General features: G+C 76.1%; 19 protein-coding genes. 8 read left to right on the top strand and 11 right to left on the bottom strand.

The genetic code is table 11. The features are described 5' to 3' along the window. Positions 1-29 precede the first annotated feature (29 nt). From ACI8AC_RS14810 to ACI8AC_RS14800, 3 genes are read right to left on the bottom strand one after another with little or no spacing between them, the layout of a single operon-like run. Positions 30-1,352 (bottom strand): cytochrome P450, encoded by a 1,323-nt coding sequence (locus ACI8AC_RS14810; RefSeq protein ID WP_456898557.1) that lies wholly within the window; start codon positions 1,350-1,352, stop codon positions 30-32. 12 nt (positions 1,353-1,364) lie between these two features. After that, positions 1,365-2,219 (bottom strand): 3-hydroxyacyl-CoA dehydrogenase family protein, encoded by an 855-nt coding sequence (locus ACI8AC_RS14805; RefSeq protein WP_456898556.1) that lies wholly within the window; start codon positions 2,217-2,219, stop codon positions 1,365-1,367. Further along, positions 2,216-3,592 carry an MFS transporter gene (locus ACI8AC_RS14800; protein ID WP_456898555.1) on the bottom strand — a complete coding sequence of 459 codons (1,377 nt, stop codon included), beginning with the start codon at positions 3,590-3,592 and terminating at the stop codon, positions 2,216-2,218. The genes ACI8AC_RS14805 and ACI8AC_RS14800 overlap by 4 nt, the downstream gene beginning before the upstream one ends. A 244-nt stretch (positions 3,593-3,836) precedes the next feature. On the opposite strand from ACI8AC_RS14800, the gene ACI8AC_RS14795 reads away from it, so the two are divergent. Next, positions 3,837-4,400, top strand: a complete 564-nt coding sequence (locus tag ACI8AC_RS14795) for an AAA family ATPase (protein ID WP_456898554.1) — start codon at positions 3,837-3,839, stop codon at positions 4,398-4,400. 11 nt (positions 4,401-4,411) lie between these two features. Then, a complete protein-coding gene (locus tag ACI8AC_RS14790) occupies positions 4,412-5,143 on the top strand; it encodes a glutamine amidotransferase (RefSeq protein WP_456898553.1) in 732 nt (243 codons plus the stop codon). 16 nt (positions 5,144-5,159) lie between these two features. Here the strand turns inward: ACI8AC_RS14790 and ACI8AC_RS14785 are convergent, their stop codons facing one another. Continuing rightward, positions 5,160-6,788 carry a glycoside hydrolase family 13 protein gene (locus tag ACI8AC_RS14785; protein WP_456898552.1) on the bottom strand — a complete coding sequence of 543 codons (1,629 nt, stop codon included), beginning with the start codon at positions 6,786-6,788 and terminating at the stop codon, positions 5,160-5,162. A gap of 236 nt (positions 6,789-7,024) precedes the next feature. Here ACI8AC_RS14785 and ACI8AC_RS14780 point away from each other — a divergent pair, with 236 nt between their 5' ends. After that, positions 7,025-8,533 (top strand): AAA family ATPase, encoded by a 1,509-nt coding sequence (locus ACI8AC_RS14780; RefSeq protein WP_456898551.1) that lies wholly within the window; start codon positions 7,025-7,027, stop codon positions 8,531-8,533. Here ACI8AC_RS14780 and ACI8AC_RS14775 read toward each other — a convergent pair. Genes ACI8AC_RS14775 through ACI8AC_RS14765 form a run of 3 tightly spaced genes read right to left on the bottom strand, consistent with a single transcriptional unit; the run spans position 8,521 to position 11,455 of the window. Continuing rightward, the gene (locus ACI8AC_RS14775; protein ID WP_456898550.1) at positions 8,521-9,153 is read right to left on the bottom strand and encodes a LutC/YkgG family protein; all 633 of its coding nucleotides are present in this window, start codon (positions 9,151-9,153) and stop codon (positions 8,521-8,523) included. The genes ACI8AC_RS14780 and ACI8AC_RS14775 overlap by 13 nt on opposite strands. Continuing rightward, the gene (locus tag ACI8AC_RS14770; protein ID WP_456898549.1) at positions 9,150-10,670 is read right to left on the bottom strand and encodes a LutB/LldF family L-lactate oxidation iron-sulfur protein; all 1,521 of its coding nucleotides are present in this window, start codon (positions 10,668-10,670) and stop codon (positions 9,150-9,152) included. Before ACI8AC_RS14770 ends, ACI8AC_RS14775 begins: the two co-directional genes overlap by 4 nt. Then, positions 10,667-11,455: a (Fe-S)-binding protein gene (locus tag ACI8AC_RS14765; RefSeq protein WP_456898548.1), complete on the bottom strand. Its 789-nt coding sequence runs from the start codon at positions 11,453-11,455 to the stop codon at positions 10,667-10,669. Before ACI8AC_RS14765 ends, ACI8AC_RS14770 begins: the two co-directional genes overlap by 4 nt. A 147-nt stretch (positions 11,456-11,602) precedes the next feature. Between ACI8AC_RS14765 and ACI8AC_RS14760 the strand changes: the two genes are divergently transcribed. The 3 genes from ACI8AC_RS14760 (at position 11,603) to nhaA (ending at position 16,818) form a co-directional block, all read left to right on the top strand. Then, positions 11,603-12,460 carry an aldo/keto reductase gene (locus ACI8AC_RS14760; RefSeq protein WP_456898547.1) on the top strand — a complete coding sequence of 286 codons (858 nt, stop codon included), beginning with the start codon at positions 11,603-11,605 and terminating at the stop codon, positions 12,458-12,460. Between the two features lie 114 nt (positions 12,461-12,574). Beyond that, complete coding sequence (locus tag ACI8AC_RS14755) at positions 12,575-14,125, top strand: MFS transporter (RefSeq protein ID WP_456898546.1); 1,551 nt, start codon at positions 12,575-12,577, stop codon at positions 14,123-14,125. Then, positions 14,122-16,818: a Na+/H+ antiporter NhaA gene (gene nhaA / locus ACI8AC_RS14750; RefSeq protein WP_456898545.1), complete on the top strand. Its 2,697-nt coding sequence runs from the start codon at positions 14,122-14,124 to the stop codon at positions 16,816-16,818. The genes ACI8AC_RS14755 and nhaA overlap by 4 nt, the downstream gene beginning before the upstream one ends. Positions 16,819-16,824: 6 nt before the next feature. On the opposite strand, the gene ACI8AC_RS14745 is transcribed toward nhaA, so the two are convergent. From ACI8AC_RS14745 to ACI8AC_RS14735, 3 genes are all read right to left on the bottom strand, one after another. Continuing rightward, on the bottom strand, positions 16,825-17,688 hold the full coding sequence (locus ACI8AC_RS14745; protein WP_456898544.1) for a hypothetical protein: 864 nt from the start codon (positions 17,686-17,688) through the stop codon (positions 16,825-16,827). A gap of 83 nt (positions 17,689-17,771) precedes the next feature. Continuing rightward, complete coding sequence (locus tag ACI8AC_RS14740; protein WP_456898543.1) at positions 17,772-18,077, bottom strand: hypothetical protein; 306 nt, start codon at positions 18,075-18,077, stop codon at positions 17,772-17,774. Between the two features lie 67 nt (positions 18,078-18,144). After that, positions 18,145-18,717, bottom strand: a complete 573-nt coding sequence (locus ACI8AC_RS14735) for a hemerythrin domain-containing protein (protein WP_456898542.1) — start codon at positions 18,715-18,717, stop codon at positions 18,145-18,147. Positions 18,718-18,912: 195 nt separating this feature from the next. Between ACI8AC_RS14735 and ACI8AC_RS14730 the strand changes: the two genes are divergently transcribed. Beyond that, entirely contained in the window at positions 18,913-19,173 is a 261-nt protein-coding gene (locus ACI8AC_RS14730) for a hypothetical protein (protein WP_456898541.1), read from the top strand. Positions 19,174-19,187: 14 nt separating this feature from the next. Here ACI8AC_RS14730 and ACI8AC_RS14725 read toward each other — a convergent pair whose 3' ends face one another. Continuing rightward, positions 19,188-20,372: an acyl-CoA dehydrogenase family protein gene (locus ACI8AC_RS14725; protein WP_456898540.1), complete on the bottom strand. Its 1,185-nt coding sequence runs from the start codon at positions 20,370-20,372 to the stop codon at positions 19,188-19,190. 102 nt (positions 20,373-20,474) lie between these two features. Here ACI8AC_RS14725 and ACI8AC_RS14720 point away from each other — a divergent pair, with 102 nt between their 5' ends. Beyond that, a complete protein-coding gene (locus ACI8AC_RS14720) occupies positions 20,475-21,506 on the top strand; it encodes an NAD-binding protein (protein ID WP_456898539.1) in 1,032 nt (343 codons plus the stop codon). Positions 21,507-21,520: the final 14 nt, after the last annotated feature.

Raw genomic sequence — 21,520 nt, 5'->3', positions numbered from 1 at the left:
TGCGGGGAAACCTCGCACGGGGCACTCCGTCAGGCGGTCCAGCGGATCGGGAGGCGCTTGACGCCGCGCTGGAAGTTCGACCGCAGCAGCACCGGGGGGCCGTCGAGCTCGATCGAGGACGTCCGGCGCAGCAGCGCGGCGAACAGCGCCCGCATCTGCGCCCGGGCCAGCTGCGCGCCCAGGCAGAAGTGCGGCCCGTGGCCGAAGGCCAGCTGGGGGTTCGGCGCACGGCGGACGTCGAAGGCGTCGGGGTCGGCGAACACCGCCTCGTCCCGGTTGGCCGAGGTGAACGACACGACCACCTTGTCGCCGGCCCGCACCCGCGCGCCGCCCAGCTCGGTGTCGCGGGTGGCTGTCCGGCGGAACACCATCACCGGCGTCCACCAGCGCAGCATCTCCTCGACCGCGCCGGGCAGCAGCGACGGGTCGGCCCGGACGGCGGCCAGCGCCTCCGGGTGCTCCAGCAGCGCGACGAGCCCGCCGGGCAGGCCGTTGCGCAGCGTCTCGTTCCCCGCCACGGCGAACAGCCAGAACATGTTCTCGAACTCGGCGTCGCTGACCCGCCCACCGCCCTCGTCGACCTGTGCCAGCAGGATCGACATGACGTCGTCGCCGGGGGAGCGGCGCTTCTCCTCGGCCAGCAGCCGGGCGTAGGCGTAGAGGTCGGGCATGCCGGCCCGGGTGCGCGGATCGGGCATCCGCCCGTCGGGGCCGGGCGCCGGCCGCAGCGCCAGCGCCTCGCGGGCCATCGGCGTCCCGCCGGTGCCGTCGAAGGCCGCCGAGGTCGCGTAGTCCGGGTCCTGCCAGCCGATCACCCGGTTGGACCAGTCGAACATCAGCCAGCGGTCCTCGGCCGGCACGCCGAGGACGTCGGCGAGCGTGAGCAGCGGCAGGTCGGCGGCGACGTCCTTGGCGAAGTCGCACCGGCCCTCGCCGAGCCCGCCGGTCATGCGCGCCACCAGCCCGTCCGCGGTCGCCTCGATGGCGGCGGTCAGCGCCGCCACGGCGCGCGGGGTGAACGAGCGGGAGAGCAGCCGCCGCAGCCGGGAGTGGTCCGGCGGGTCCATGTTGAGCATCATCCGGCGCACCCACCCCAGGTCCGCGGCGTCGCGGACCTGGGTGGCGCCCAGCCACGAGGAGAACATCGCCGGGTCCCGCAGCACGTCCTCGACCTCGGCGTGCCGCAGCACCAGCCAGAACCCCGGGCCGGCGGGCTGGCCGTGCAGCGCCGGCTCGTCGACCCAGGTCACCGGCCCCTCGGCCCGCAGCCGGCGCAGCAGGTCCAGCGGCGGACCCGACTCGTAGGTCGCCGGGTCGACGAGCGCGGTGGTGTCCGCCGGTCCGACGGTCATGGCCCCCCCGGGTCAGTCGTAGGTGTGGAAGCCGCGGCCGGTCTTGCGGCCGAGCTCGCCCGCGGCCACCTTGTCCCGCAGCAGCTGCGGTGGCGCGAACCGCTCGCCGAGCGTGCGGTGCAGGTACTCGGCGATGGCCAGCCGCACGTCCAGGCCGACCAGGTCGGTGGAGCGCAGCGGGCCCATCGGGTGCCGGTAGCCCAGCTCCATCGCGGTGTCGATGGCCTCGGCGTCGGCGACGCCCTCCTCGAGCATCCGGATCGCCTCCAGCCCGAGCAGCACGCCCAGCCGCGACGACGCGAAGCCGGGGGAGTCGCGCACCACGACGTCGGTCTTGCCCAGCGCCCGCACCCAGCCGCTCGCCGTCTCCGCCAGGGCGGGGTCGGTCTCCTGCGCGACCACGACCTCGACCAGCCGGGACGCCGGCACCGGGTTGAAGAAGTGCAGGCCCAGGAAGCGGGCCGGGCGCTCCAGGGCGGCGGCGAGCTCGGTGACCGAGAGCGAGCTGGTGTTGGTGGCCAGGACGGCGTCGGGGCCGGCGGCGGCCTCCGCGGCCCGCAGCACCTCGGCCTTGAGGTCGGCCCGCTCCGGGACCGCCTCGACCACGAGGCCGGTCCCGGAGCCCAGCTCGGCGGGCGAGTCCAGCAGGGCCAGCCGGCCGAGGACGTCGTCGACGTCCTCGGCCAGCTTCCCCCGGCGGGCCGCCTCCGCCAGCCCGGAGGCCACCCGCCCGCGGGCGGCCTCCGCGGCGTCCGCCCCGGCCTCCACCACGGCGACGCGCGCCCCCGCGGCGAGGAAGGCCTGCGCGATGCCGGCGCCCATGCGGCCGCCGCCGATCACGCCGACCCGGGACGGGAGGCTGCTCACGCGCGCCCGCCGGCCGCCCGCCCGGCCCCGGTGTGCCCGGCGGGCTCGTGGACGTCGGCGACCCGCAGGTCGGCACCGCGGGTCTCGCCGATCGCGGTGACGGCGGCGAAGGAGATCACGCAGAGGCCCATGATGTAGAGGCCGATCGAGCCCGACCAGCCGGTCGACTGGATGAGCACCTCGGCGATCATCGGCGCGAACGCCCCGCCGAGGATGGCGCCGAGCGCGTACCCGATCGAGACGCCGGAGTAGCGGACCGCGACCGGGAACATCTCCGCGTACATGGCCGACATCGGGCCGTAGGACAGGCCCAGGCCGATGGTCAGCGCGAACAGCGCGATGCCGTAGAGCCAGATGTTGCGGGTGTCGATGAGCAGGAACAGCGGGATCATCCACACGAAGACCAGCGCGTAGCCGATCTGGAAGGTGCGCAGCCGGCCGATCCGGTCCGACAGCGCCCCGCCGTAGAGGGTGAACACCAGCCAGCCGAACGAGGCGAGGGTGGTGGCCAGCAGGACCGAGGACCGCGGCATCTCCAGCGTGGTGCTGGCGTAGGCGATGAAGAAGGCGATGAGCAGGTAGCCGGCGGCGTTGTTGGCGATGAACGTCAGCGCGGAGAGCACGACCTGCTTGGTGTTGTGGCGGAACAGGTCGCGCAGCGGGGCGGAGGACTCCCGGCGGCGCTGGCGCATCTCCTCGAAGACCGGGCTCTCGTCGACCGCCCGGCGGATCAGGTAGCCGATGCCGATGAGCACCACGGAGAACAGGAACGGGATCCGCCAGCCCCACGACTCGAACTGCTCGGGGGTGGTGACGGTGGTGAGCACCCAGAGCACGCCGGTGGCCAGGATCATCCCGATCGGGACGCCGATCTGCGGGTAGGCGCCGAACAGGCCGCGCCGGTGCAGCGGGGCGTGCTCGACGCTCATCAGCGCCGCGCCGCCCCACTCGCCGCCGGCGGAGAAGCCCTGCAGCACCCGCAGCAGGATCAGCAGCACCGGGGCGAGCACACCGATCTGGCCGTAGGTGGGCAGCAGCCCGATCAGCGCGGTGGCCGCGCCCATGAGGACCAGGGTGAACACGAGCATCCGCTTGCGGCCGAGCCGGTCGCCGAGCCGGCCGGCGACGATCGCCCCGAGCGGGCGGAACAGGAAGCTGATGCCGATGGTGGCCAGCGAGATCACCGTGGCCAGGCCGGGGGAGTCCTCGCTCACCGGGGCCAGGAACAGCGGGGCGAGCACCAGGCCGGCCGCCTGGGCGTAGATGAAGAAGTCGTACCACTCGATCGTGGTGCCGGCGAGGGTGCCGGCGAGCACCTTGCGCTCCTCCCGGCTGGTCCGTGCGCGTGCCTGCGGTGCCGTGTGCGTCGTCATCGACCGTCCCGCTGTCGTGGGGATGTGTGAAACCGACCGTTCGGTCGGTAAACCGTCGGCGGGAACCCTAGCAAGGCTGTGTCCGGCACCACAAACACCCAGCCCGGAGCCCGTTCACCCGGGACCCAGGTCGCTGGCAGGGTGCGCCCAGCATCCAGGGGCATGCTGGGGAGCTGCACCGTTCGGGAGCCGCATCGTTCGGGGCCGCATCGCTCAGGAGCCGTGGTGTGCGGAGGGAGGGCACGTGGACGACGACGGACGTCTCCTGGTCGTGATCGGCGGGCTGCCCGGCTCGGGGAAGACCACGCTGCTGCGCCGGGTGCTGGCCGAGACGCCGCCGGGCGTGGTCGGCCGGGACTCCGAGCAGGTCGCCGGCGCGCTGCGGGACGCCGGCGTGGGCCTGCCCTACGGCCTGCTGCGCCCGCTGGTCCACCTGCTGCACCGGGCGCGCGTGCTGCTCACGCTGGCCGGCCCGGCGCCGGTCGTCGTCCTCACCGACCCCTGGACCGGCCGCGGCTGGCCGGCCGCCGTCCGCGCCGTGGCCCGCTGGTCGGGGCGGCCGCTGCGGCTGGTCCTCCTCGACGTCCCGCAGCGGACCGCCGAGGACGGCCAGGCGGAGCGCCGCCGGCAGGTCTCCGCCCGTGCCATGCGCCGGCACGGCGCCGGCTGGGCGCAGGTGCTGGCGGCCGCGGGCGTCCCGGGCGCGGGCCCGGTGCTGGTGGTCGACCGGCGCGGCGCCGACGCGCTCACCCCCACCGGGCTGCTCGGCCGGGCGCCGGCGGGGCTGGCCGGGCTGTCGGCGCTCTAGCATCCCTGCGCGTGCGGCCCTTCCTGTTCCTCGGCACGCGGCCGGAGGACGACGCCGCGGACGGCGAGTACGCGGCGTTCCTCCGGCTGACCGGGCTCGACGAGGCCGGGCTGCGCCGGGTGCGGCTGGAGGCCGGGCCGCTGCCCGAGGTCGACCTCGGCGCGGTCTCCGGCGTCATCCTCGGCGGCGGGCCGTTCACGGTCAGCGACCCCGAGGGGGCCAAGTCGCCCGTCCAGCGGCGGGTCGAGGCCGACCTGCGCCGGCTGCTCGACGAGGTGGTCGCCCGCGACGTCCCGTTCCTCGGCGCCTGCTACGGCATCGGCACGCTGGGCCGGCACCAGGGCGGGGTGGTGGACCGGACGTTCGGCGAGCCGGTCTCCTGCGTGCCGGTGTCGCTGACCCCCGAGGGCCGCGCCGACCCGCTGCTGGCCGGGCTGCCCGACGTCTTCGACGCGCTGGTCGGGCACAAGGAGGCCTGCCGGGTGCTGCCGCCGTCCACCGTCCTGCTGGCCACCTCGCCGGGCTGCCCGGTGCAGCTGTTCCGGGTCGGCCGCAACGTCTACGCCACCCAGTTCCACCCGGAGCTCGACGTCGCCGGCCTGGTCACCCGCGTGCGGGTGTACCGCAACGCCGGCTACTTCCCGGCCGCGGAGGTCGAGACGGTGGTCGAGCGGGTCTCGACCGCCGTCGTCACCGAGCCCGGCCGCCTGCTCGCCACCTTCGCCGACCGCTACGCCTCCTGAGCCCGCCGGACCGGCGTCACCCCTCGGCGACCCACACCGCGCTGTCCGGGGGCAGGGCCAGGCTGCTGCCCGAGGAGCGCACCCGGGAGGTCGAGGCCAGCAGCACCCGGCCGGGGTCGGCCACCAGCCGGGTGCTGCGGCCCATGTTGACCACGCAGCGCACCGCACCGCCGGCCCCGGTGCAGCGCACGGTGAGCAGGCCGTCCTCGACGGAGACCTCCGCGGCACCCGAGCCGAGCGCCGGGTGGGCCCTGCGGAGCGCGAGCGCCCGCCGGTAGAGGGTCAGCGTGGAGCCGCCCTCGCCGGCCTGGCGGGAGACCGCGTGCCGGTCCCAGCCGGCGGGCACCGGCAGCCACGGGTCGGCGGCGCCGGTGGGGGAGAAGCCCAGCCCGGGGGCGGTGTTCCAGGGCAGCGGCACCCGGCAGCCGTCCCGGCCGGCCCGGGCCCCGCCGCTGCGGTGGAAGATCGGGTCCTGCCGCGCCGCCTCCGGCACGTGCGCCTGGGGCAGGCCGAGCTCGTCGCCGGCGTAGACGTAGGCCGAGCCGGGCAGCGCGAGCAGCAGCAGGGCCGCGGCGCGGGCGCGCGCGGTGCCCACCGCCCCGCCGCCGAAGCGGGTGACCATGCGGTCCTTGTCGTGGTTGCCCAGGACCCAGGAGACCGGCGCCCCCACCCGGCCGAAGGCGTCGAGCGCACCGGTGGCGGCCTCGGCGAAGGCCGTGGCGTCCCAGGAGGACTTCAGCAGCCGGAAGGCCAGCGACTGGTGCAGCTCGTCGGGGCGGGAGTACCGCGCCACGCGGTCGAGGTCGGCGAGGCACACCTCGCCGACGAGCATCGTGCCGGGGTACTCGTCGCAGACCGACCGCCAGCGGCGCCACACGTCGTGCACCTCGGGCTGGTCCCAGGTCATGGCCTGCTCCGGGCCGTGGCCGAAGAGGGTGGGGGAGTAGCTGCCGGGGTTGTCGCGCAGCGCGGCGTCCTTGAACAGCCCGTAGGCCACGTCGACGCGGAAACCGCTCACCCCGCGGTCCAGCCAGAAGCGCAGGGAGTCCTCGAAGTCGGCGGCGACGGCGGGGTCGCGCCAGTTGAGGTCGGGCTGCTCGGGGGAGAACAGGTGCAGGTACCAGCGGCCGTCCGGCGTCCGCGACCAGGCCGGGCCGCCGAACAGCGACCGCCAGTTGTTGGGCGGGGCCTCCGACGGCGGGGCGAAGTGGTAGCGCCCGGCCTCGGGGGAGGCCGGGTCGGCCAGCGCCCGCCGGAACCACGGGTGCTGGTCCGAGCTGTGGTTGGGGACCACGTCGAGCAGCACCCGCAGGCCCAGTGCCCGGGCGTCCTCGACGAGGGCCTCGACGTCGGCGACGTCCCCGTAGTCGGGGTCCACCGCCCGGTGGTCGACGACGTCGTAACCCCCGTCGGCCCCGCCGGACGGGTAGTGCGGGTTCACCCACACCGCGTCCACGCCGAGCCAGGCCAGGTAGGGCAGGCGGGCGCGCAGCCCGGCGAGGTCGCCGATCCCGTCCCCGTTCCCGTCGGCGAACGAGCGCAGGTAGACCTGGTAGACCACGGCGTCCCGCCACCAGGGGGACGACGGTGCGGCCGCGACCCCGGGGCGGGGAGCGGTCCGCGCGGTGGACAGCCGGCGTGTCATGCCCGCAGCATCGGCGCCCCGCCCGGCGTGTGCTGTGACGCAGGCCGCACGCAATCGCGCCGTCCCGTTGGCAGGAGTTGCCGAGCGAGCGCCCGGTCCCGGCCGCCGTCCGCGTCGGCCGGTCCGCGGCGTGATCGCCTACGCTGCGCTCCTGCGCTGCGGCGTCGCGGCGTCGCGGCGTCGCTGCGTCCGGGGGCCAGGGCCGGGCGGTGGAGACCGGGGACGGGGTGGGCGGGGTGGCGACGGAGGCATCGGGAGCCGGGGCGGGGGAGTCGGGAGCCGGGCCGGCGGAGCAGCGGGACTTCGCCGCGGGGCTGCGCGCGCTGCTCGAGTGGCTGCACGCCCCGGTCGGCGGGGTCCGCAACGAGGTCGTCGCCCTGGTGCAGGACGCCCTCGGGCCGGCCGGCCTGGAGCAGTCGGTGGTCGCCCGGCGGCTGCCGCTCTTCGAGCAGGTCAACCTCCAGGCCGCCCTGGACACCTGGACGAGGGCCGACGGGCGGAGCGTCGAGGTGCGTGGGATCGTGCTGCCCCCGCACTTCGGCGGGCTGGACCTCCAGCAGCTGGTCACCGGGGAGGCGCTGCCACCCGTGCGGCTGAGCGCGCCCACGGTGGTCGACCTGCCCGACGGGCCGGGCTCGACCCGGGCCTGCCTGAAGCTGGCCCTGCTGGTGGTCACCGACGCGGCGGGCCGCTACGTGCTGCTGGTCCAGGGACCCGACGAGCACGAGCCGCGGCTGACCGTCGAGGTGGCCGGCCTCCCGGTGGCGCGGGCGCAGGCCGTGCTCGCCGAGCTGGACCGGCTGCGCCGGGAGCTCAACGTCTACCGCGGCCGGCTGGTCGAGGTCACCCCGACGCCGATGGGCGGGGTGGAGCTGACCTTCCTGGCGCCCCCCGGGACGGCGCGCGAGGACGTCGTGCTGCCCGAACCGGTGCTGGACCGGATCGAGCAGCACGCCCTGGGGGTGGCCGAGCACCGCGACGCGCTGGCCGCCGCCGGGCAGCACCTCAAGCGCGGCCTGCTGCTGTACGGGCCGCCGGGCACCGGCAAGACCCACACCGTGCGCTACCTGCTCGGGCGGATGTCCGGCTACACCCGGCTGCTGCTGACCGGGCGGTCCCTGGGCGCCGTCGGCTCGATGGCCGAGCTGGCCCGCGACCTGCAGCCGGCGGTGGTCGTGCTCGAGGACGTGGACCTGGTCGCCGCCGACCGCTCCTTCGGCCCGGGCGCCGGCCCGGTGCTGTTCGACCTGCTCGACGCGATGGACGGCGCCGCCCCGGACGCCGACCTGCTGTTCGTGCTCACCACCAACCGGGCCGACCTGCTCGAGCCGGCGCTGGCCGCCCGGCCGGGCCGCGTCGACGTCGCCGTCGAGGTCGACCTGCCCGACGCCGCCGCCCGGCGCCGGCTGCTGGACCTCTACGGCTCCGGTGTCCCCCTGCGGGTCTCGGACGCCGACCTGGCCGCGGCCGTCGAGCGCAGCGACGGCGTCACCGCCTCGTTCCTCAAGGAGCTGCTGCGGCGGGCGGTGCTGGAGGCTCTGCGCGAGCAGGCGCCGCTCACCGCGGTGACCGGCCGCCACCTGTCCCGCGCGCTCGACGACCTGCTGGACTCCACCCAGCAGGTGACCCGCACCCTGCTGGGCGTGGGCGTCGACCCGGCCGACCTGCCCGCGGGGGTGCCGGAGCCGACCCCCGGCGTGGCGTGGACCTCGGTGCGGCGCTTCCGGGGCGGCTACCGCCCCTGAGCCACCAGCACGACGACCAGCGTGCGCGGGCCGTGCACGCCCTCGACCCGCTGCAGCTCGATGTCGCTGGTGGCCGAGGGGCCGCTGATCATCGTCAGCGGGGCGCGGGGGTCGAGGCGGGCGAGGCCCTCCGGCACCCCGCCGACCACCTGGTCGGGCTCGACGACGCAGACCAGGCAGTCGGGCAGCAGGGACAGCGCCCGGCGGCCGGAGCACGGAGAGCCGTCGAGCACCAGGGTGCCGGTCTCGGCGATCGCGACCGCCACGCCGGTGAGGGTGGCGGCGAAGGCGGTGAGGTCGGCGGCGGGGCGGCCGTCGTCCTCGGCCGAGCCGCCCGGTCGCCAGGCGGCCGGGACACCGGGGGCGACCACGACGTCGGCCGGGGACCACCCGCCGCCCAGCCCGGTGTCCAGCGCGGCGGCCACGGTGGCCGGGACGTCGTCCGCGGAGCAGCGCAGCACGGTGGCCCGGTAGTCCTCCAGCCGGTCGGTGAGGACGTCGAGCAGCGCGCCGGCCGGCCGGTCGTCGGTGGTGCGGTAGCCGCGGGGGACCTCGACCTCCGGGCGCCGGTCGCCGAGCGCGGTGCGGATGCGGGCGAGCACCTCCTCGCGCGCGGTCATGCGCCGTGCTCCCGGGTCCACTGCTGCACGAACGACCGCGCCGGCGGGGTGGGCAGGTCGCGGGTGCGGGTCCAGGCGCTCGCCGGCGGGGGCAGCGCGGCCGGCAGCGTGGGCCGGCCGCGGGCCAGGAACCGGCCCAGCCCGGCGGCGCGCTGGGCGGCCCGCCACAGCCGGGGGTGGGACATGGCCCTGGCCAGCGCGCGGAAGGCGACCGCCTCCGGGGTGGGGCGCCGCCTCTCCCGGGCGACGGCTTCGACGTGCTCGGCGCGCAGGTGCACCAGGATCTGCGGGATGTCGATGGCCACCGGGCAGGCGTCGAAGCAGGCCCCGCACAGCGAGCTCGCGTAGGGAAGGGAGGCGTTGTCCTCGACGCCGGTGAGCTGCGGGGAGAGCACGGCGCCGATCGGGCCGGGGTAGACCGAGCCGTAGGCGTGCCCGCCGGTGCGCTCGTAGACCGGGCAGACGTTGAGGCAGGCCGAGCAGCGGATGCAGTGCAGTGCCTCCCGGCCGGTCTCGTCGGCGAGCACCGCCGTCCGCCCGTTGTCCAGCAGCACGAGGTGGAACTCCTGCGGGCCGTCGCCGGGGGTGACCCCGGTCCACAGCGAGGTGTAGGGGTTCATCCGCTCACCGGTGGAGCTCCTCGGCAGCAGCTGGAGGAAGACCTCCAGGTCCCGCCAGGTCGGCACGAGCTTCTCGATGCCCATGACGGTGACCAGGGTGTCGGGGAGGGTGAGGCACATCCGGCCGTTGCCCTCGCTCTCGACGACGGCGAGGGTGCCGGTCTCGGCGACGGCGAAGTTGGCGCCGCTGACGGCGACCTTCGCCCGCAGGAACCGCTCGCGCAGGTGGGCGCGGGCGGCCATGGCCAGCCGCCGCGGGTCGTCGGTGAGGTCGCCCGCGCCGCCCGGGCCGGCGAACTGCGGCATGGTCCGGGCGAAGATCTCGCGGATCTCGGCGCGGTTCTTGTGGATGGCCGGCACCAGGATGTGGGAGGGGGTGTCCTCGCCGAGCTGCACGATCAGCTCGGCGAGGTCGGTCTCGTGCGCGGTGATGCCGGCGGCGTCCAGTGCCTCGTTGAGGCCGATCTCCTGGGTGGCCATCGACTTGACCTTGACCACCTCACCCGAGCCGGTGGCCCGGACCAGCCCGGTGACGATCCGGTTGGCCTCGGCGGCGTCGCGGGCCCAGTGCACCACCCCGCCGCGCTCGGTGACCCGGGCCTCCAGGGCCAGCAGGTGCTCGTCGAGGCGGGCCATGGTGGCCCGTTTGATGCCCGCGCCGGCCTGGCGGAGGGACTCCCAGTCGGGCACCTCGCCGACGACCGCGGCCCGCTTGGCGCGGATGGTGGCGGTGGCGTGGCCGAGGTTGGCGCGCAGCTGGCCGTCGCGCAGCGCGTCGCGGGCGGCGGCGGGGAAGGGGCGGTCGCCGCGCAGGTGCCCCACACCCGCCGGGGCGGTGGGGAGGGTGGGCCGTCGGGCGGTCGGCGGGGCCGGCATCCCGAGGTGGACGGCGCTCACGCCCGCACCGCCGGCGCCGTGGCCTGCTGCGGGCCGACGGCCTGCTCGGTGGAGGCGAGGACCTCGGCCAGGTGCACCGTCCGGGTGCCCGAGCGCAGCCGGGACAGCCCGCCGCCGATGTGCAGCAGGCAGGAGGCGTCCCCGGCGGTGCACACCTCGGCCCGGGTGGAGAGCACGTTCGCCATCTTGTCGGTGAGCATGGCCGTCGAGGTGTCGGCGTTCTTCACCGCGAAGGTCCCGCCGAAACCGCAGCAGGACTCCGCTCCCGGCAGCTCGACCAGCTCCAGCCCGCGGACGGCGCGCAGCAGCGCGAGCGGCCGGTCCCCGACCCGTAGCAGCCGCAGCGAGTGGCAGGTCGGGTGGTAGGTGACCCGGTGCGGGTAGTAGGCGCCGACGTCGACGACGCCGAGGACGTCGACCAGGAACTGCGACAGCTCGTACGTCCGCCCGGCCAGCGCCTCGGCGTCGGCGGCCAGCCCGTGCTCGCCGGCCCGGCGCAGCACCGCCGCCTGCTGGTGGTGGACCGAGGCCACGCACGACCCGGACGGCGCCACCACCGCCTCCACCCCCGACGACAGCGCGTCGGCGAAGGCGCGCACGTGGTTGGCGACCACCGGCACCGCCTCCCGCCGGTAGCCGGTGTTGACGTGCATCTGCCCGCAGCAGGCCTGCCCCGGCGGGACGACGACCTCGTGGCCCAGCCGCTGCAGCAGCCGCGCCGTGGCCATCGCCACCTGCGGCACCACCGTGTCCACCAGGCAGGTGGCGAACAGCGCGACCCTCATCCGGCCCCCTCCCGGTCGGTCCCCGGCATCGTCGGCCATGGGTGGCGACGTGTCGAGGCAGCCCGCCCGCGCGGCCCGCGGAGGGGCACCGGTCCCGGCGTCCCGACCCGACCGGCGGCCGGGGGCGGCCGCCCCTAGCCTGGCCGCATGGTCCCCCGGATGCCGTTCGGCGCCACCGGTCACGAGTCCAGCCGCGTGGTCTTCGGCGCCGCGGCGCTGGCGTCGGTCGCCAAGGCCGACGCCGACCGCACGCTCGACGTGCTGCTCGAGCACGGGGTCAACCACATCGACGTCGCGGCGAGCTACGGCGACGCCGAGCTGCGGATCGCCAGCTGGCTCCGGCGGCACCCCGGCACCTTCTTCCTCGCCACGAAGACCGGGGAGCGCGGCTACCGGGCCGCCCGGGAGGAGATCCGGCGGTCGCTGGACCGGCTCGGGGTCGACCGGGTGGACCTCCTGCAGCTGCACAACCTGGTCGACGTCATCGAGTGGGAGACCGCGCTGGGCGCCGGCGGCGCGCTCGAGGCGGCCGTGGAGGCGCGCGAGGAGGGGCTGGTCCGGTTCATCGGCGTGACCGGGCACGGGTTGTCGGTGCCGGAGGTGCACCGGCGCAGCCTCGAGCGCTTCCCGTTCGACTCGGTGCTGCTGCCCTACAACCACGTGCAGATGCAGGACGAGCGCTATGCCGACCGGTTCGAGTCGCTCGCCGCGGTCTGCGCCGAGCGCGGGGTGGCGCTGCAGACCATCAAGGGCCTCGCCCGCCGCCGCTGGGACGGCCGCGCGGCCACGGCGGCGACCTGGTACGAGCCGCTGCGGGAGCAGGCCGACATCGACCTCGCCGTGCACTGGGTGCTGGGCCGCCCGGAGGCCTTCCTGCTCAGCACCGGGGACGTCGACGTCCTGCCCCGGCTGCTCGACGCGGCCGAGCGCTTCGAGCGGCGTCCCTCCGACGCGGAGATGGCCGCCCTCGCCGATCGGCAGGAGGCCACCCCGCTGTTCGTGTAGCCGCTGCCCGTCCAGGTCCGGCACCCGGTTACCGGGCCGGGGCTCCCGCGCGGGCCCGCCGCCGGGCAGACTTCTGGCGGGGCGAGGGGCCGCGCGGCCCCCGGAGGAGGCGTGATGGTCCGGGCGGCGACCGGTCCGGACGGCGGGCTGCGGATGGGGACCCCGCGGGGCCGCTGGGTGCTGTTCACCACCGTGCTGGGTTCGAGCCTGGCGATGCTCGACGCGACGGTGGTCAACGTGGCCCTGGAGCGGATCGGCGAGGACCTGGACGCCGGCTTCTCCGGGCTGCAGTGGACGGTCAACGCCTACACCCTCACCCTGGCCTCGCTCATCCTCCTCGGCGGCTCGCTCGGCGACCGGCTGGGGCGGCGCCGGGTCTTCCTCGTCGGGGTCGTCTGGTTCGCGGCGGCCTCGCTGCTGTGCGGGCTGGCCCCGAACATCACCACGCTGGTGGTGGCCCGGGCGCTGCAGGGCGTCGGGGGCGCGCTGCTGACCCCCGGCAGCCTGGCGATCATCTCGGCCTCGTTCCACGGGTCGGACCGGGCCGCCGCGGTCGGGGCCTGGTCGGGGCTGTCCGGGGTGGCCGGGGCCGTGGGTCCTTTCGTCGGCGGGTGGCTGGTCGAGTGGAGCTGGCGGGCGGTGTTCCTCGTCAACCTGCCGCTGGCGGCGGTCATCGTCGTCGTGGCCGCCCGGCACGTGCCCGAGTCCCGCGACCCGGAGGCCGTCGGGAAGCTGGACTGGGCCGGGACGGTCCTGGTCGCCGTCGGCCTCGGCGGCCTCACCTTCGGGCTGACCGCGGCGGGGGAGGCCGGGGGCGGGGCCGGGTACCTGCTGTGGATCGCGCTCGGGCTGGTGGCGCTCGCCTCGTTCGCGCTGGTCCAGCGGCGCGCGGCGGCCCCGCTGGTGCCGCCGCAGCTGTTCGGCAACCCGCAGTTCACCGCCGCCAACGGCGTGACGCTGCTGGTGTACGCAGCGCTGGGGGCGATCTTCGTCCTGCTGGTGCTGCACCTGCAGGTGGTCCCGGGCTTCTCCCCGCTCGTCGCCGGGACCGCGCTGCTCCCGGTCACCGTGCTGATGCTGCTGTTCTCGGCGCGCGCGGGCGCGCTGGCGCAGCGGATCGGGCCGCGGGCCCTGCTGACCGCCGGGCCGCTGGTCGCCGCCGCGGGGGTGCTGCTCATGGCGCGCATCGACGAGGACGCCGGCTACCTCACCGAGGTGCTGCCCGCGGCGGTGCTGTTCGGCGCCGGGCTGACGCTCCTGGTCGCCCCGCTGACCGCGACCGTGCTCGACTCCGCGTCGGACCGCCACGCCGGGATCGCCTCGGGGGTCAACAACGCCGTCGCCCGGGCCGCCTCCCTGCTCGCCGTCGCCGTGGTGCCGGTCGCGGCCGGCATCGGCGGGGACGACTACACCGACCCGGACCTCTTCGCCGCCGGCTTCCGGACGGCGATGCTCATCTGCGCCGGGCTGCTGGTGGCCGGCGCGGTCCTCGCGCTGATCTGGGTCCGGCGCCCGCTGGTCGCGGAGGGGGCCGGGGAGAGGGCGGCCGCCGCGGAGGAGCCGGCCGCGCGGGAGCGGCTGCACCTCGAGGAGTGCATGCACTGCGCCGTCACCGGGCCCCAGCTCTACCCGGTCGACGCGACCACCCGGGAGGGGACCCGATGACGGCCACCGCCACCGGCCGGTCCGCGCCCGGGGGCTCGGGCCTGCTCGCCCGCGTCGCGCCGCTGCGCCGGCGGCTGCGCACCGAGGCCGGCGGCGCCGGCCTGCTGCTGCTCGCGACCGTCGTGGCCGTGCTGTGGGCCAACTCCCCGTTCGGCGACAGCTACGACGGCTTCTGGCACACCGAGTTCGCCGTCCGCGTGGGCGGCGCCGAGCTGTCGCTGGACCTGCAGCACTGGGTCAACGACGGCCTGATGGTGTTCTTCTTCTTCGTCGTGGGGCTGGAGATCAAGCGCGAGCTCGTCATGGGTGAGCTCACCGACCGGCGGCGGGCGGCGGTGCCGGCGGTGGCCGCGGTGGCCGGGCTCGTGGTGCCGGCGCTGGTCTACGTGGCCTTCACCCTGGGGGACGAGGCGGTGACCGCGTGGGGGGTGGTCATCTCCACGGACACCGCCTTCCTGCTGGGCGTCCTGGCGCTGGTCGGACCGGCCTGCCCGGCCCAGCTGCGGGTGTTCCTGCTGACCCTGGCCATCGCCGACGACGTCGGGGCGCTGAGCGTGATCGCGCTGTTCTACACCGACGACCTCCAGCTGGCGCCGCTGGCGCTGGCCGTCGCCGGCCTGGCGCTCATGGTGGGGCTGCGGTACCTGCGGGTCTGGCGCGGGCCGGCCTACCTCGTGCTCGGGGTGGCGGTGTGGGTGTTCATGTACCTCTCCGGCGTGCACCCCACGCTCGCCGGGGTGGTCATCGCGCTGTTCACCCCCGCCTACCCCGCCCGCCGCGACGAGGTGGCGGCCGCAGCCCGGCTCGCCCGCGCCTACCAGCAGTCGCCCAACCCCGAGTACGCGCGGCTGGCCCGGCTGTCGATCGACCGCTCGGTGTCGGCCAGCGAGCGGCTGCAGCAGCTGTGGCAGCCGTGGACGAGCTTCGTCATCGTCCCGGTGTTCGCCCTGGCCAACGCCGGCGTGAGCCTGTCGGCGCAGACCCTGTCCGAGGCGGCGACCTCGCCGATCACCCTCGGCGTCGTCGCCGGGCTGGTGCTGGGCAAGCTCTTCGGCATCCTGCTCGGAACCGGCCTGGCCGTGCGGCTGCGGATGGGGGAGCTGGCCCCCGGCCTCGGCGCCTTCCAGGTCGCCGGTGGCGCCGCGCTGTCGGGCATCGGGTTCACGATCTCGCTGTTCATCGTCGACCTCGCCTTCACCGACGAGGCGCGGGCCGACCAGGCGCGGGTCGGCGTCCTCGCCGCCTCGCTGCTCGCCGCGCTGCTGGGCTGGGCGCTGTTCCGCCTCGGCGACCGGCGCCGGCCCGAGGGGGGCGCGGGCCGCCCGCTGCTGCTCGACCCGCCGGTGGACCCGGCCCGCGACCACGTCCGCGGCCCGGTCGACGCGCCCCTCACCCTGGTCGAGTACGGCGACTTCGAGTGCCCGTTCTGCGGCCGGGCCACCGGCACGGTCGAGGAGCTGCTCGAGCGCTTCGGCCCGCGGCTGCGCTACGTGTTCCGGCACGTCCCGCTGGTCGACGTCCACCCGCACGCGCAGCTGGCCGCCGAGGCCGCCGAGGCCGCGGCGGCACAGGGCCGGTTCTGGGAGATGCACGACCGGCTCTTCGCCGAGCAGGACCGGCTCACCGCCCCCGACCTGCTGCAGTACGCGGCGGCGCTCGGGCTGGACGTGCAGCGCTTCGCCCACGACCTCGGCTCCGGCCGCTACGCCCGCCGGGTGGAGGAGGACGTCGAGTCCGCCGAGGCCGGCGGCGTCGAGGGGACGCCGACCTTCTTCGTCGGCGGACGGCGGCACGCCGGCCCGCACGACACCGAGTCGCTGGCCGCGGCCCTGCTGGCCACCCCGGAGGCCGAGGACCTCCCGCCGGCCGAGCGGGCCGCCGCCGACCCGCGGGTGCTGCCGGCGGTCGGCCCGCGCCGCGACCCCGTGCCGTCGCCCCGCGAGGAGGGGGAGTCGCCCCGCGAGGAGGGGGAGTCGCCCCGCGAGGAGGGGGAGTCGCCCCGCGAGGAGGAGCCGGTCCCCCCGGTTCCCCGTGACCTGCCGGAGACCCCCGACCGGGACGGCGCCTTCCCCCGGCTGGACGACGACCAGCTCGCCCTGCTCGCCCGGTACGGGACCCGCCGGGAGATCGAGCCCGGGGACACGCTCTTCCGCGCCGGCGACCCCGGGTACGAGTTCCAGGTCGTGCTCTCCGGCGCGGTCGCCGTCGTGGACGACCTCGGCCGGCCGGGCCAGCGGGTCGTCTCCGTGCACGGGCCCGGCCGCTTCCTCGGCGAGCTGGACCTCTTCAGCGACGAGCCGGTGTCCCTCACGGCGCTGGTGCTCCGCGGTGGCGCGGCCATCGGCGTCCCCGACGACCGGATGCGCGAGGTCTTCACCGCCGACCCGGCGCTCAAGGAGCTGGTGCTGCGGGCCTTCCTGGTCCGCCGCTCGCGGCTGCTGGAGCTGGCCGCCGACCTCCGCATCGTGGGCCGTGCCGGTACGGCCGACACCGAGCGGCTCCGGGAGTTCGCCCGCGCCCGGCGGCTGTCGACGGCGTTCGTCGAGCTCGACGGCTCGGCCGAGCACGCCGACCTGCTCGCCGAGCTCGGGGTCACCGAGGCCGACCTGCCGGTGGTGGTGTGGCGCCGGGGCCGCGTGCTGCGCAACCCCAGCGACGCGGAGGTGGCCGCGGCGGTCGAGGCGGGGGGCTGAACCGGCTCAGCCCGCGGTCGAGCCGGTCAGCTCGACCTCCGCCCGCAGGTCCCGGCGCAGCCGCCGGTCGAGCACCGCGCGCAGCAGCCAGCGGGCCGTCCAGGCCGGGGTCCGCACCGTCGGGGCCGGCAGCCGGTCGGGGGCGCGCAGGGTGAACCGCGGGACGGCGCCCCGGTCGACGGCGGGTGCGAGGACGGTGCGGGCCACCACGGTCTCGGCGTCCGCCTCCTGCTGGAGCGGCGCTCCGGGCGCGGGCGGCACGTGCTCGGCGAGCACCAGCTCGACCCGCAGGCCCCGGGCGGTGCCGCCCGGGGCGACCGGCACGGCGCCGGAGACGAGCGCCCCGCCGGTCAGCCGCCCGGCCGCGCCGTCCACCCGCAGGTCGTCGATCCGCAGGCCGCCGCCCCGCAGGCCCGCCGGCGCGTCCCCGGGAGCACGGTCCCCGGGGGCCGGCACGCGCAGCGGCTCGTCCAGCACGGCGTCCCGGGCGCCGTCCACCCGGACGCGGGCCCGCAGGCGCCACCCCTGCTGGACGAGCCGGCCGTCGACGGTGGCGGCACCCGCCGTCGGGACCAGGAGATCGGCGGGGACGTCCCGGTGCTCCCCGGCGGCCAGCCGGCCGGAGAGGGGGAGAGGTGCCGTGTCCTCGACGGTGCTGCAGCGCTCCCCGACGGTGTGCCGGTGCCCGGTCCACGTCACGCTGCCCCGGGTGAGGGTCAGGTCGCGGACGAGCTCGACCACACCCCCGGTCACGACGGCGTCCCGGTCGGCGGTCGCCCGCACCACCAGCGGGACGGGGTCTCCCTGGGGCACCGCGGCGGGAGCGGCGCGGAACGTCAGCCGCAGGGGGCAGGTGAGCACGTCGAGCACCCCGGCCACGCTGCCCGTCCGGCGCGGGGGAGGTCAGGGTCCTGCGACCCGCGGTGCCGCGTCGTCCGGCCCGGTGCGCCGGGTCAGTCGGCCGGTGGCAGCACCCGGGGCACGAACACCTCGTCGACCGGGCGGGGCCCGACGTACTGCCGGCAGGTGCAGGCCACCCAGGTGTGCCCGGCCCAGCGCCCGCGCTTGTCGTAGCTGTCGCGGCGCAGCTCGGCGTAGCAGGTGTTGCTCTCGCGGTCGTGCTGGGACAGGGGGTGGCCGCAGCCGCAGATCGGCGTCAGCTGCGGGGGAGGGGCGGGGGGCCGTCGCCGTCCGACGCGCCCGGCCGCGAAGCCGACGGCGAGCAGCGCCGCGCCGACGAGCAGACTGACTGGTTCCACCGCTGTCCCTCCCGGTCCGTGCACCCAGAACGGTAGCGCGGACCGGGAGCGGACGACGTCGCCCCGCTCAGCCCTGACCGCGTCCGGTGACGGCATCACGCATGCGGTCGAACAGCCCGGCAACGGGGCCGGTGGCCAGCCGGGCGCCCTTCTCGTGCGGGACCGAGGGGTGCGGGCGGGTGGGCGCGACCGTCTTGACCCGCTCCACCTGCTGGGCCATGTCGACGAGCTCGTCCTCCGAGAAGACGGTGCGCATGTGCGGGAACATCTGCCCCTCCTCCTCGGCGACGTGCTCCCGGATCTCCCGCATCAGCGTCTCGAGGTGCCGGTCGAAGGCCGGGTCGTCGGGGTCCATGCCGTCGAGGGCCTTCATGGTCTCCTCGGCCTCGCCGTGCTCGTGCTTGGCCCGCTCGGCCTCCTCGGCGCTGACCTTCTCCTGCACCTTCGGGTAGACCTGGGTCTCCTCGGCGACCGAGTGGCGCACCAGCTCGATGACCACCTGGTCGACGAGTTCCTTGCGGCGGCTCTTCGCGGCCTCGCCGGTCTGGCCGCGCAGCCCCTCCAGCTCGACGAACACCGACTCCACCTCGCGGTGGTCGTGGGTCAGCACCTCGATGACGTCCCGGCGGGTCTCGGTCATGGCGATCTCCTCGTCGTCGGCTGGTCCGCGGGACGCGTCCCTCTGCCCGGGTGCCGCCCCGCTGGTGGTGACGTACCCACCCATCCCCGGGGACGGGCCCCCGCACACATCCGGCCCGCGCCGATCCGCATCCCCGCCCCGGCCGTTTGGCCCGCTGCGCACCGGGCAGGAGATCAGGGTCACAGGAGGTGGACAGTGAAGTCCTACGCCGTGGGGTTCGCCCGCCCGGACAGGTGGTCCAAGGGCGATCCCCGAGGGAACGACCGGCCGTGGCACGCCGTCGAGGCGCACCGACCGAGCGACGAGCTCGACGGGGAGGTCGAGCTCGCCGTCTGCGGGGCGATCGTGCAGGTCTGGGGGTCCCAGCGCTGGGACCGCATCGGTGCGGGGACCAGCGCCTGCCCCGAGTGCCGGCAGCGCACCGGCCTGGTCCGCGAGCTGAGCCGGGCCGGCTGAGCGCGGCGCTCCCGTCAGCGGGCGGGGCGCCGCCCCGAGATCGCCGACAACCCGGTGATCTCCCGCCCCACGATGAGCGCCTGCACCGAGTCGGTGCCCTCGAACGTGTAGATCGCCTCGATGTCGGCGTGGTGGCGCGCCACGTGGTGCTCGAGCAGGATGCCGTCGCCGCCGAGGACGTCGCGGGCCTCGGCCACGACGGCGCGCGCCCGGGCGGCGCAGTGCCGCTTGGCCAGGGAGGCCATCGCGGGGGTCATCCGCCCGGCGTCGGCGAGCGTCGACAGCCGCCAGCACATCAGCTGCATCGTGGTGATGTCGGCCAGCATCCGGGCCAGCTTCTCCTGGACGAGCTGGTAGCCGGCGATCGGCTGGCCGAACTGCTCGCGGCGCAGGGCGTGCGCCAGGGCCAGCTCGTAGGAGGCGGTGGCCAGCCCGAGCGCGCGCCAGGCGACGGTGTAGCGGGTGCGGTCGAGCACCTGGGAGACGTCCTTGAAGGACGCGCAGTTGGCCAGACGGTTCTCCGCCGGCACCCGCACCCCGTCGAGGGTCAGCTCGGCCTGCCATACGGCCCGCAGGGCGGTCTTGCCCGTCATCACGGTCGCCGAGAAGCCCGGCGTCCCCTTCTCGACGACGTAGCCGCCGACCGCGCCGTCCTCGCCCCGGGCCCAGATGATCACCAGGTCGGCGATCGACCCGTTGCCGATCCACTTCTTCCGACCGTCGAGGACGTAGCCGTCGCCGTCCCGCCGGGCCGACGTCTCCAGCGCGACGGCGTCGGAGCCGTGCTGCGGCTCGGTGAGCCCGAAGGCGCCGATCAGCTCCATCCGGGCCATCGCCGGCAGCCACCGCTCGCGCTGCTCCTCGTCGCCCAGGAGCGCGATCGACTGCATGGCGAGGAAGCTGTGCACCCCGTTGAACGTGCCGATGCTGCCGTCGGCGCGGGCCAGCTCGGCGGCCACCAGCCCCGCGGCCACGGCGCTCATCCCCGGCGAGCCGTACCCCTGGACCGTGCCGCCGGCGATGCCGAGCTCGGCGAACCTGGGCACCAGGTCGAACGGGAACTCCGCCCGCTCCCACCAGTCGTTGACGTACGGCGTCACCTCCCGCGCGCAGAAGGCCCGGACCCGGTCGCGGATCTCGACCTCCTCCGGCGAGAGGAGGTCCTCGAAGGCGTAGAAGTCCGGGCTCGGCTCGCTCACGCACCCGACGCTACGACCGGGCGCGCCCCGCCGCCCGTCGCAGCGGCCGGCCGGCGCCCCGGCCGCGGTAGCGTCCCCCGGTCGCCGTCCGTGGGGGTGCCCGTGCCGTTCCTGCTGCAGCGGCTGCTGCGCACCGTGCGGCTGCGGCTGACGGGGTGGCGGCTGCCCCTGGCGGTGGCGCTGGCGGTCTTCCTCTCCAGCTGGCTGGCCATGGCGCTGGTCGAGCCGGCCGGCAGCGCGATCGTCCGGCCGGACACCTACTGGTGGTACTTCGTCATCACCGCCGCCACCGTCGGGTACGGCGACGTCTTCCCGGCCTCCCTCGGCGGCCGCGTCGTCGGCGCCTACGTCGTGGTCGGCGGCATCGTCACGCTCACCCTGCTGTTCACCGAGCTGGCCTCCGCGTTGCAGTCGGTGCGGGGCCGACGCCTGAGGGGGCTGGTCGACCTGGACCTCACCGACCACGTCGTGCTGCTGGGCTACACGCCCGGCCGCACCGGCCGGATCATCGCCGAGCTCACCGCCGAGGCCGGCACCCGGGTGGTGCTGTGCGCCTGGGACGACGTGGCCGAGGACCCCCTCCCGGAGCGGACCGAGGTGCACTTCGTGCGGGGCGACCTCACCTCCGAGGACGTCATGGAGCGCGCGGCGGTGGCCGGGGCCCGGACGGCGGTCGTCGACGCCCGGGACGACAACGAGACCCTCGCCGTCGCGCTGGCCGTGGTGCACGCCAACCCCGGCATCCACCTGGTGGCCGCGCTGCGCGACCTGTCCCGGCTGTCGGTGCTGCGCTACGTCTCCCCGACGGTGCAGGCGGTGCAGTGGCACATGCCCTACCTGCTGACCGAGGAGGCCACCGACCCGGGGATCGCGCAGGTCTACAACGACCTGATGACCAGCGGTGGGCACGGCAACACCTACTCCGCGCGCGTGCCGGCGGGCTTCCCGCACACCACGTTCGGGGCCTGCCAGACGTGGTTCGGGCAGACCTTCGGGGCGACCGTGCTGGCGCTGCGCACGGCGGAGGGGCTGACCGTCAGCCCGGCCTGGGCGGCCCCGGTGCCGGCGGGCTCCACGCTGTACTACGTGGCGCCCCGGCGGGTGGAGGCCGGCCGGCTGGCCGCCGGCCGCTGAGCGCTCGGCCGCGC

This window comes from Geodermatophilus sp. SYSU D00758 (assembly GCF_054049955.1).
Note: the sequence above shows the minus strand (reverse complement) of the source record. Positions and strands in the feature narration are given on the sequence as shown.

What these genes read in the sequence shown, in the direction of transcription:
- ACI8AC_RS14810 (WP_456898557.1), bottom strand. Translation starts at nt 1,352, where the DNA reads ATGACCGTCGGACCGGCGGACACCACCGCGCTCGTCGACCCGGCGACC.
- ACI8AC_RS14800 (WP_456898555.1), bottom strand. Translation starts at nt 3,592, where the DNA reads ATGACGACGCACACGGCACCGCAGGCACGCGCACGGACCAGCCGGGAG.
- ACI8AC_RS14785 (WP_456898552.1), bottom strand. Translation starts at nt 6,788, where the DNA reads ATGACACGCCGGCTGTCCACCGCGCGGACCGCTCCCCGCCCCGGGGTC.
- ACI8AC_RS14775 (WP_456898550.1), bottom strand. Translation starts at nt 9,153, where the DNA reads ATGACCGCGCGCGAGGAGGTGCTCGCCCGCATCCGCACCGCGCTCGGC.
- ACI8AC_RS14765 (WP_456898548.1), bottom strand. Translation starts at nt 11,455, where the DNA reads ATGAGGGTCGCGCTGTTCGCCACCTGCCTGGTGGACACGGTGGTGCCG.
- ACI8AC_RS14760 (WP_456898547.1), top strand. Translation starts at nt 11,603, where the DNA reads ATGGTCCCCCGGATGCCGTTCGGCGCCACCGGTCACGAGTCCAGCCGC.
- ACI8AC_RS14755 (WP_456898546.1), top strand. Translation starts at nt 12,575, where the DNA reads ATGGTCCGGGCGGCGACCGGTCCGGACGGCGGGCTGCGGATGGGGACC.
- nhaA (WP_456898545.1), top strand. Translation starts at nt 14,122, where the DNA reads ATGACGGCCACCGCCACCGGCCGGTCCGCGCCCGGGGGCTCGGGCCTG.
- ACI8AC_RS14735 (WP_456898542.1), bottom strand. Translation starts at nt 18,717, where the DNA reads ATGACCGAGACCCGCCGGGACGTCATCGAGGTGCTGACCCACGACCAC.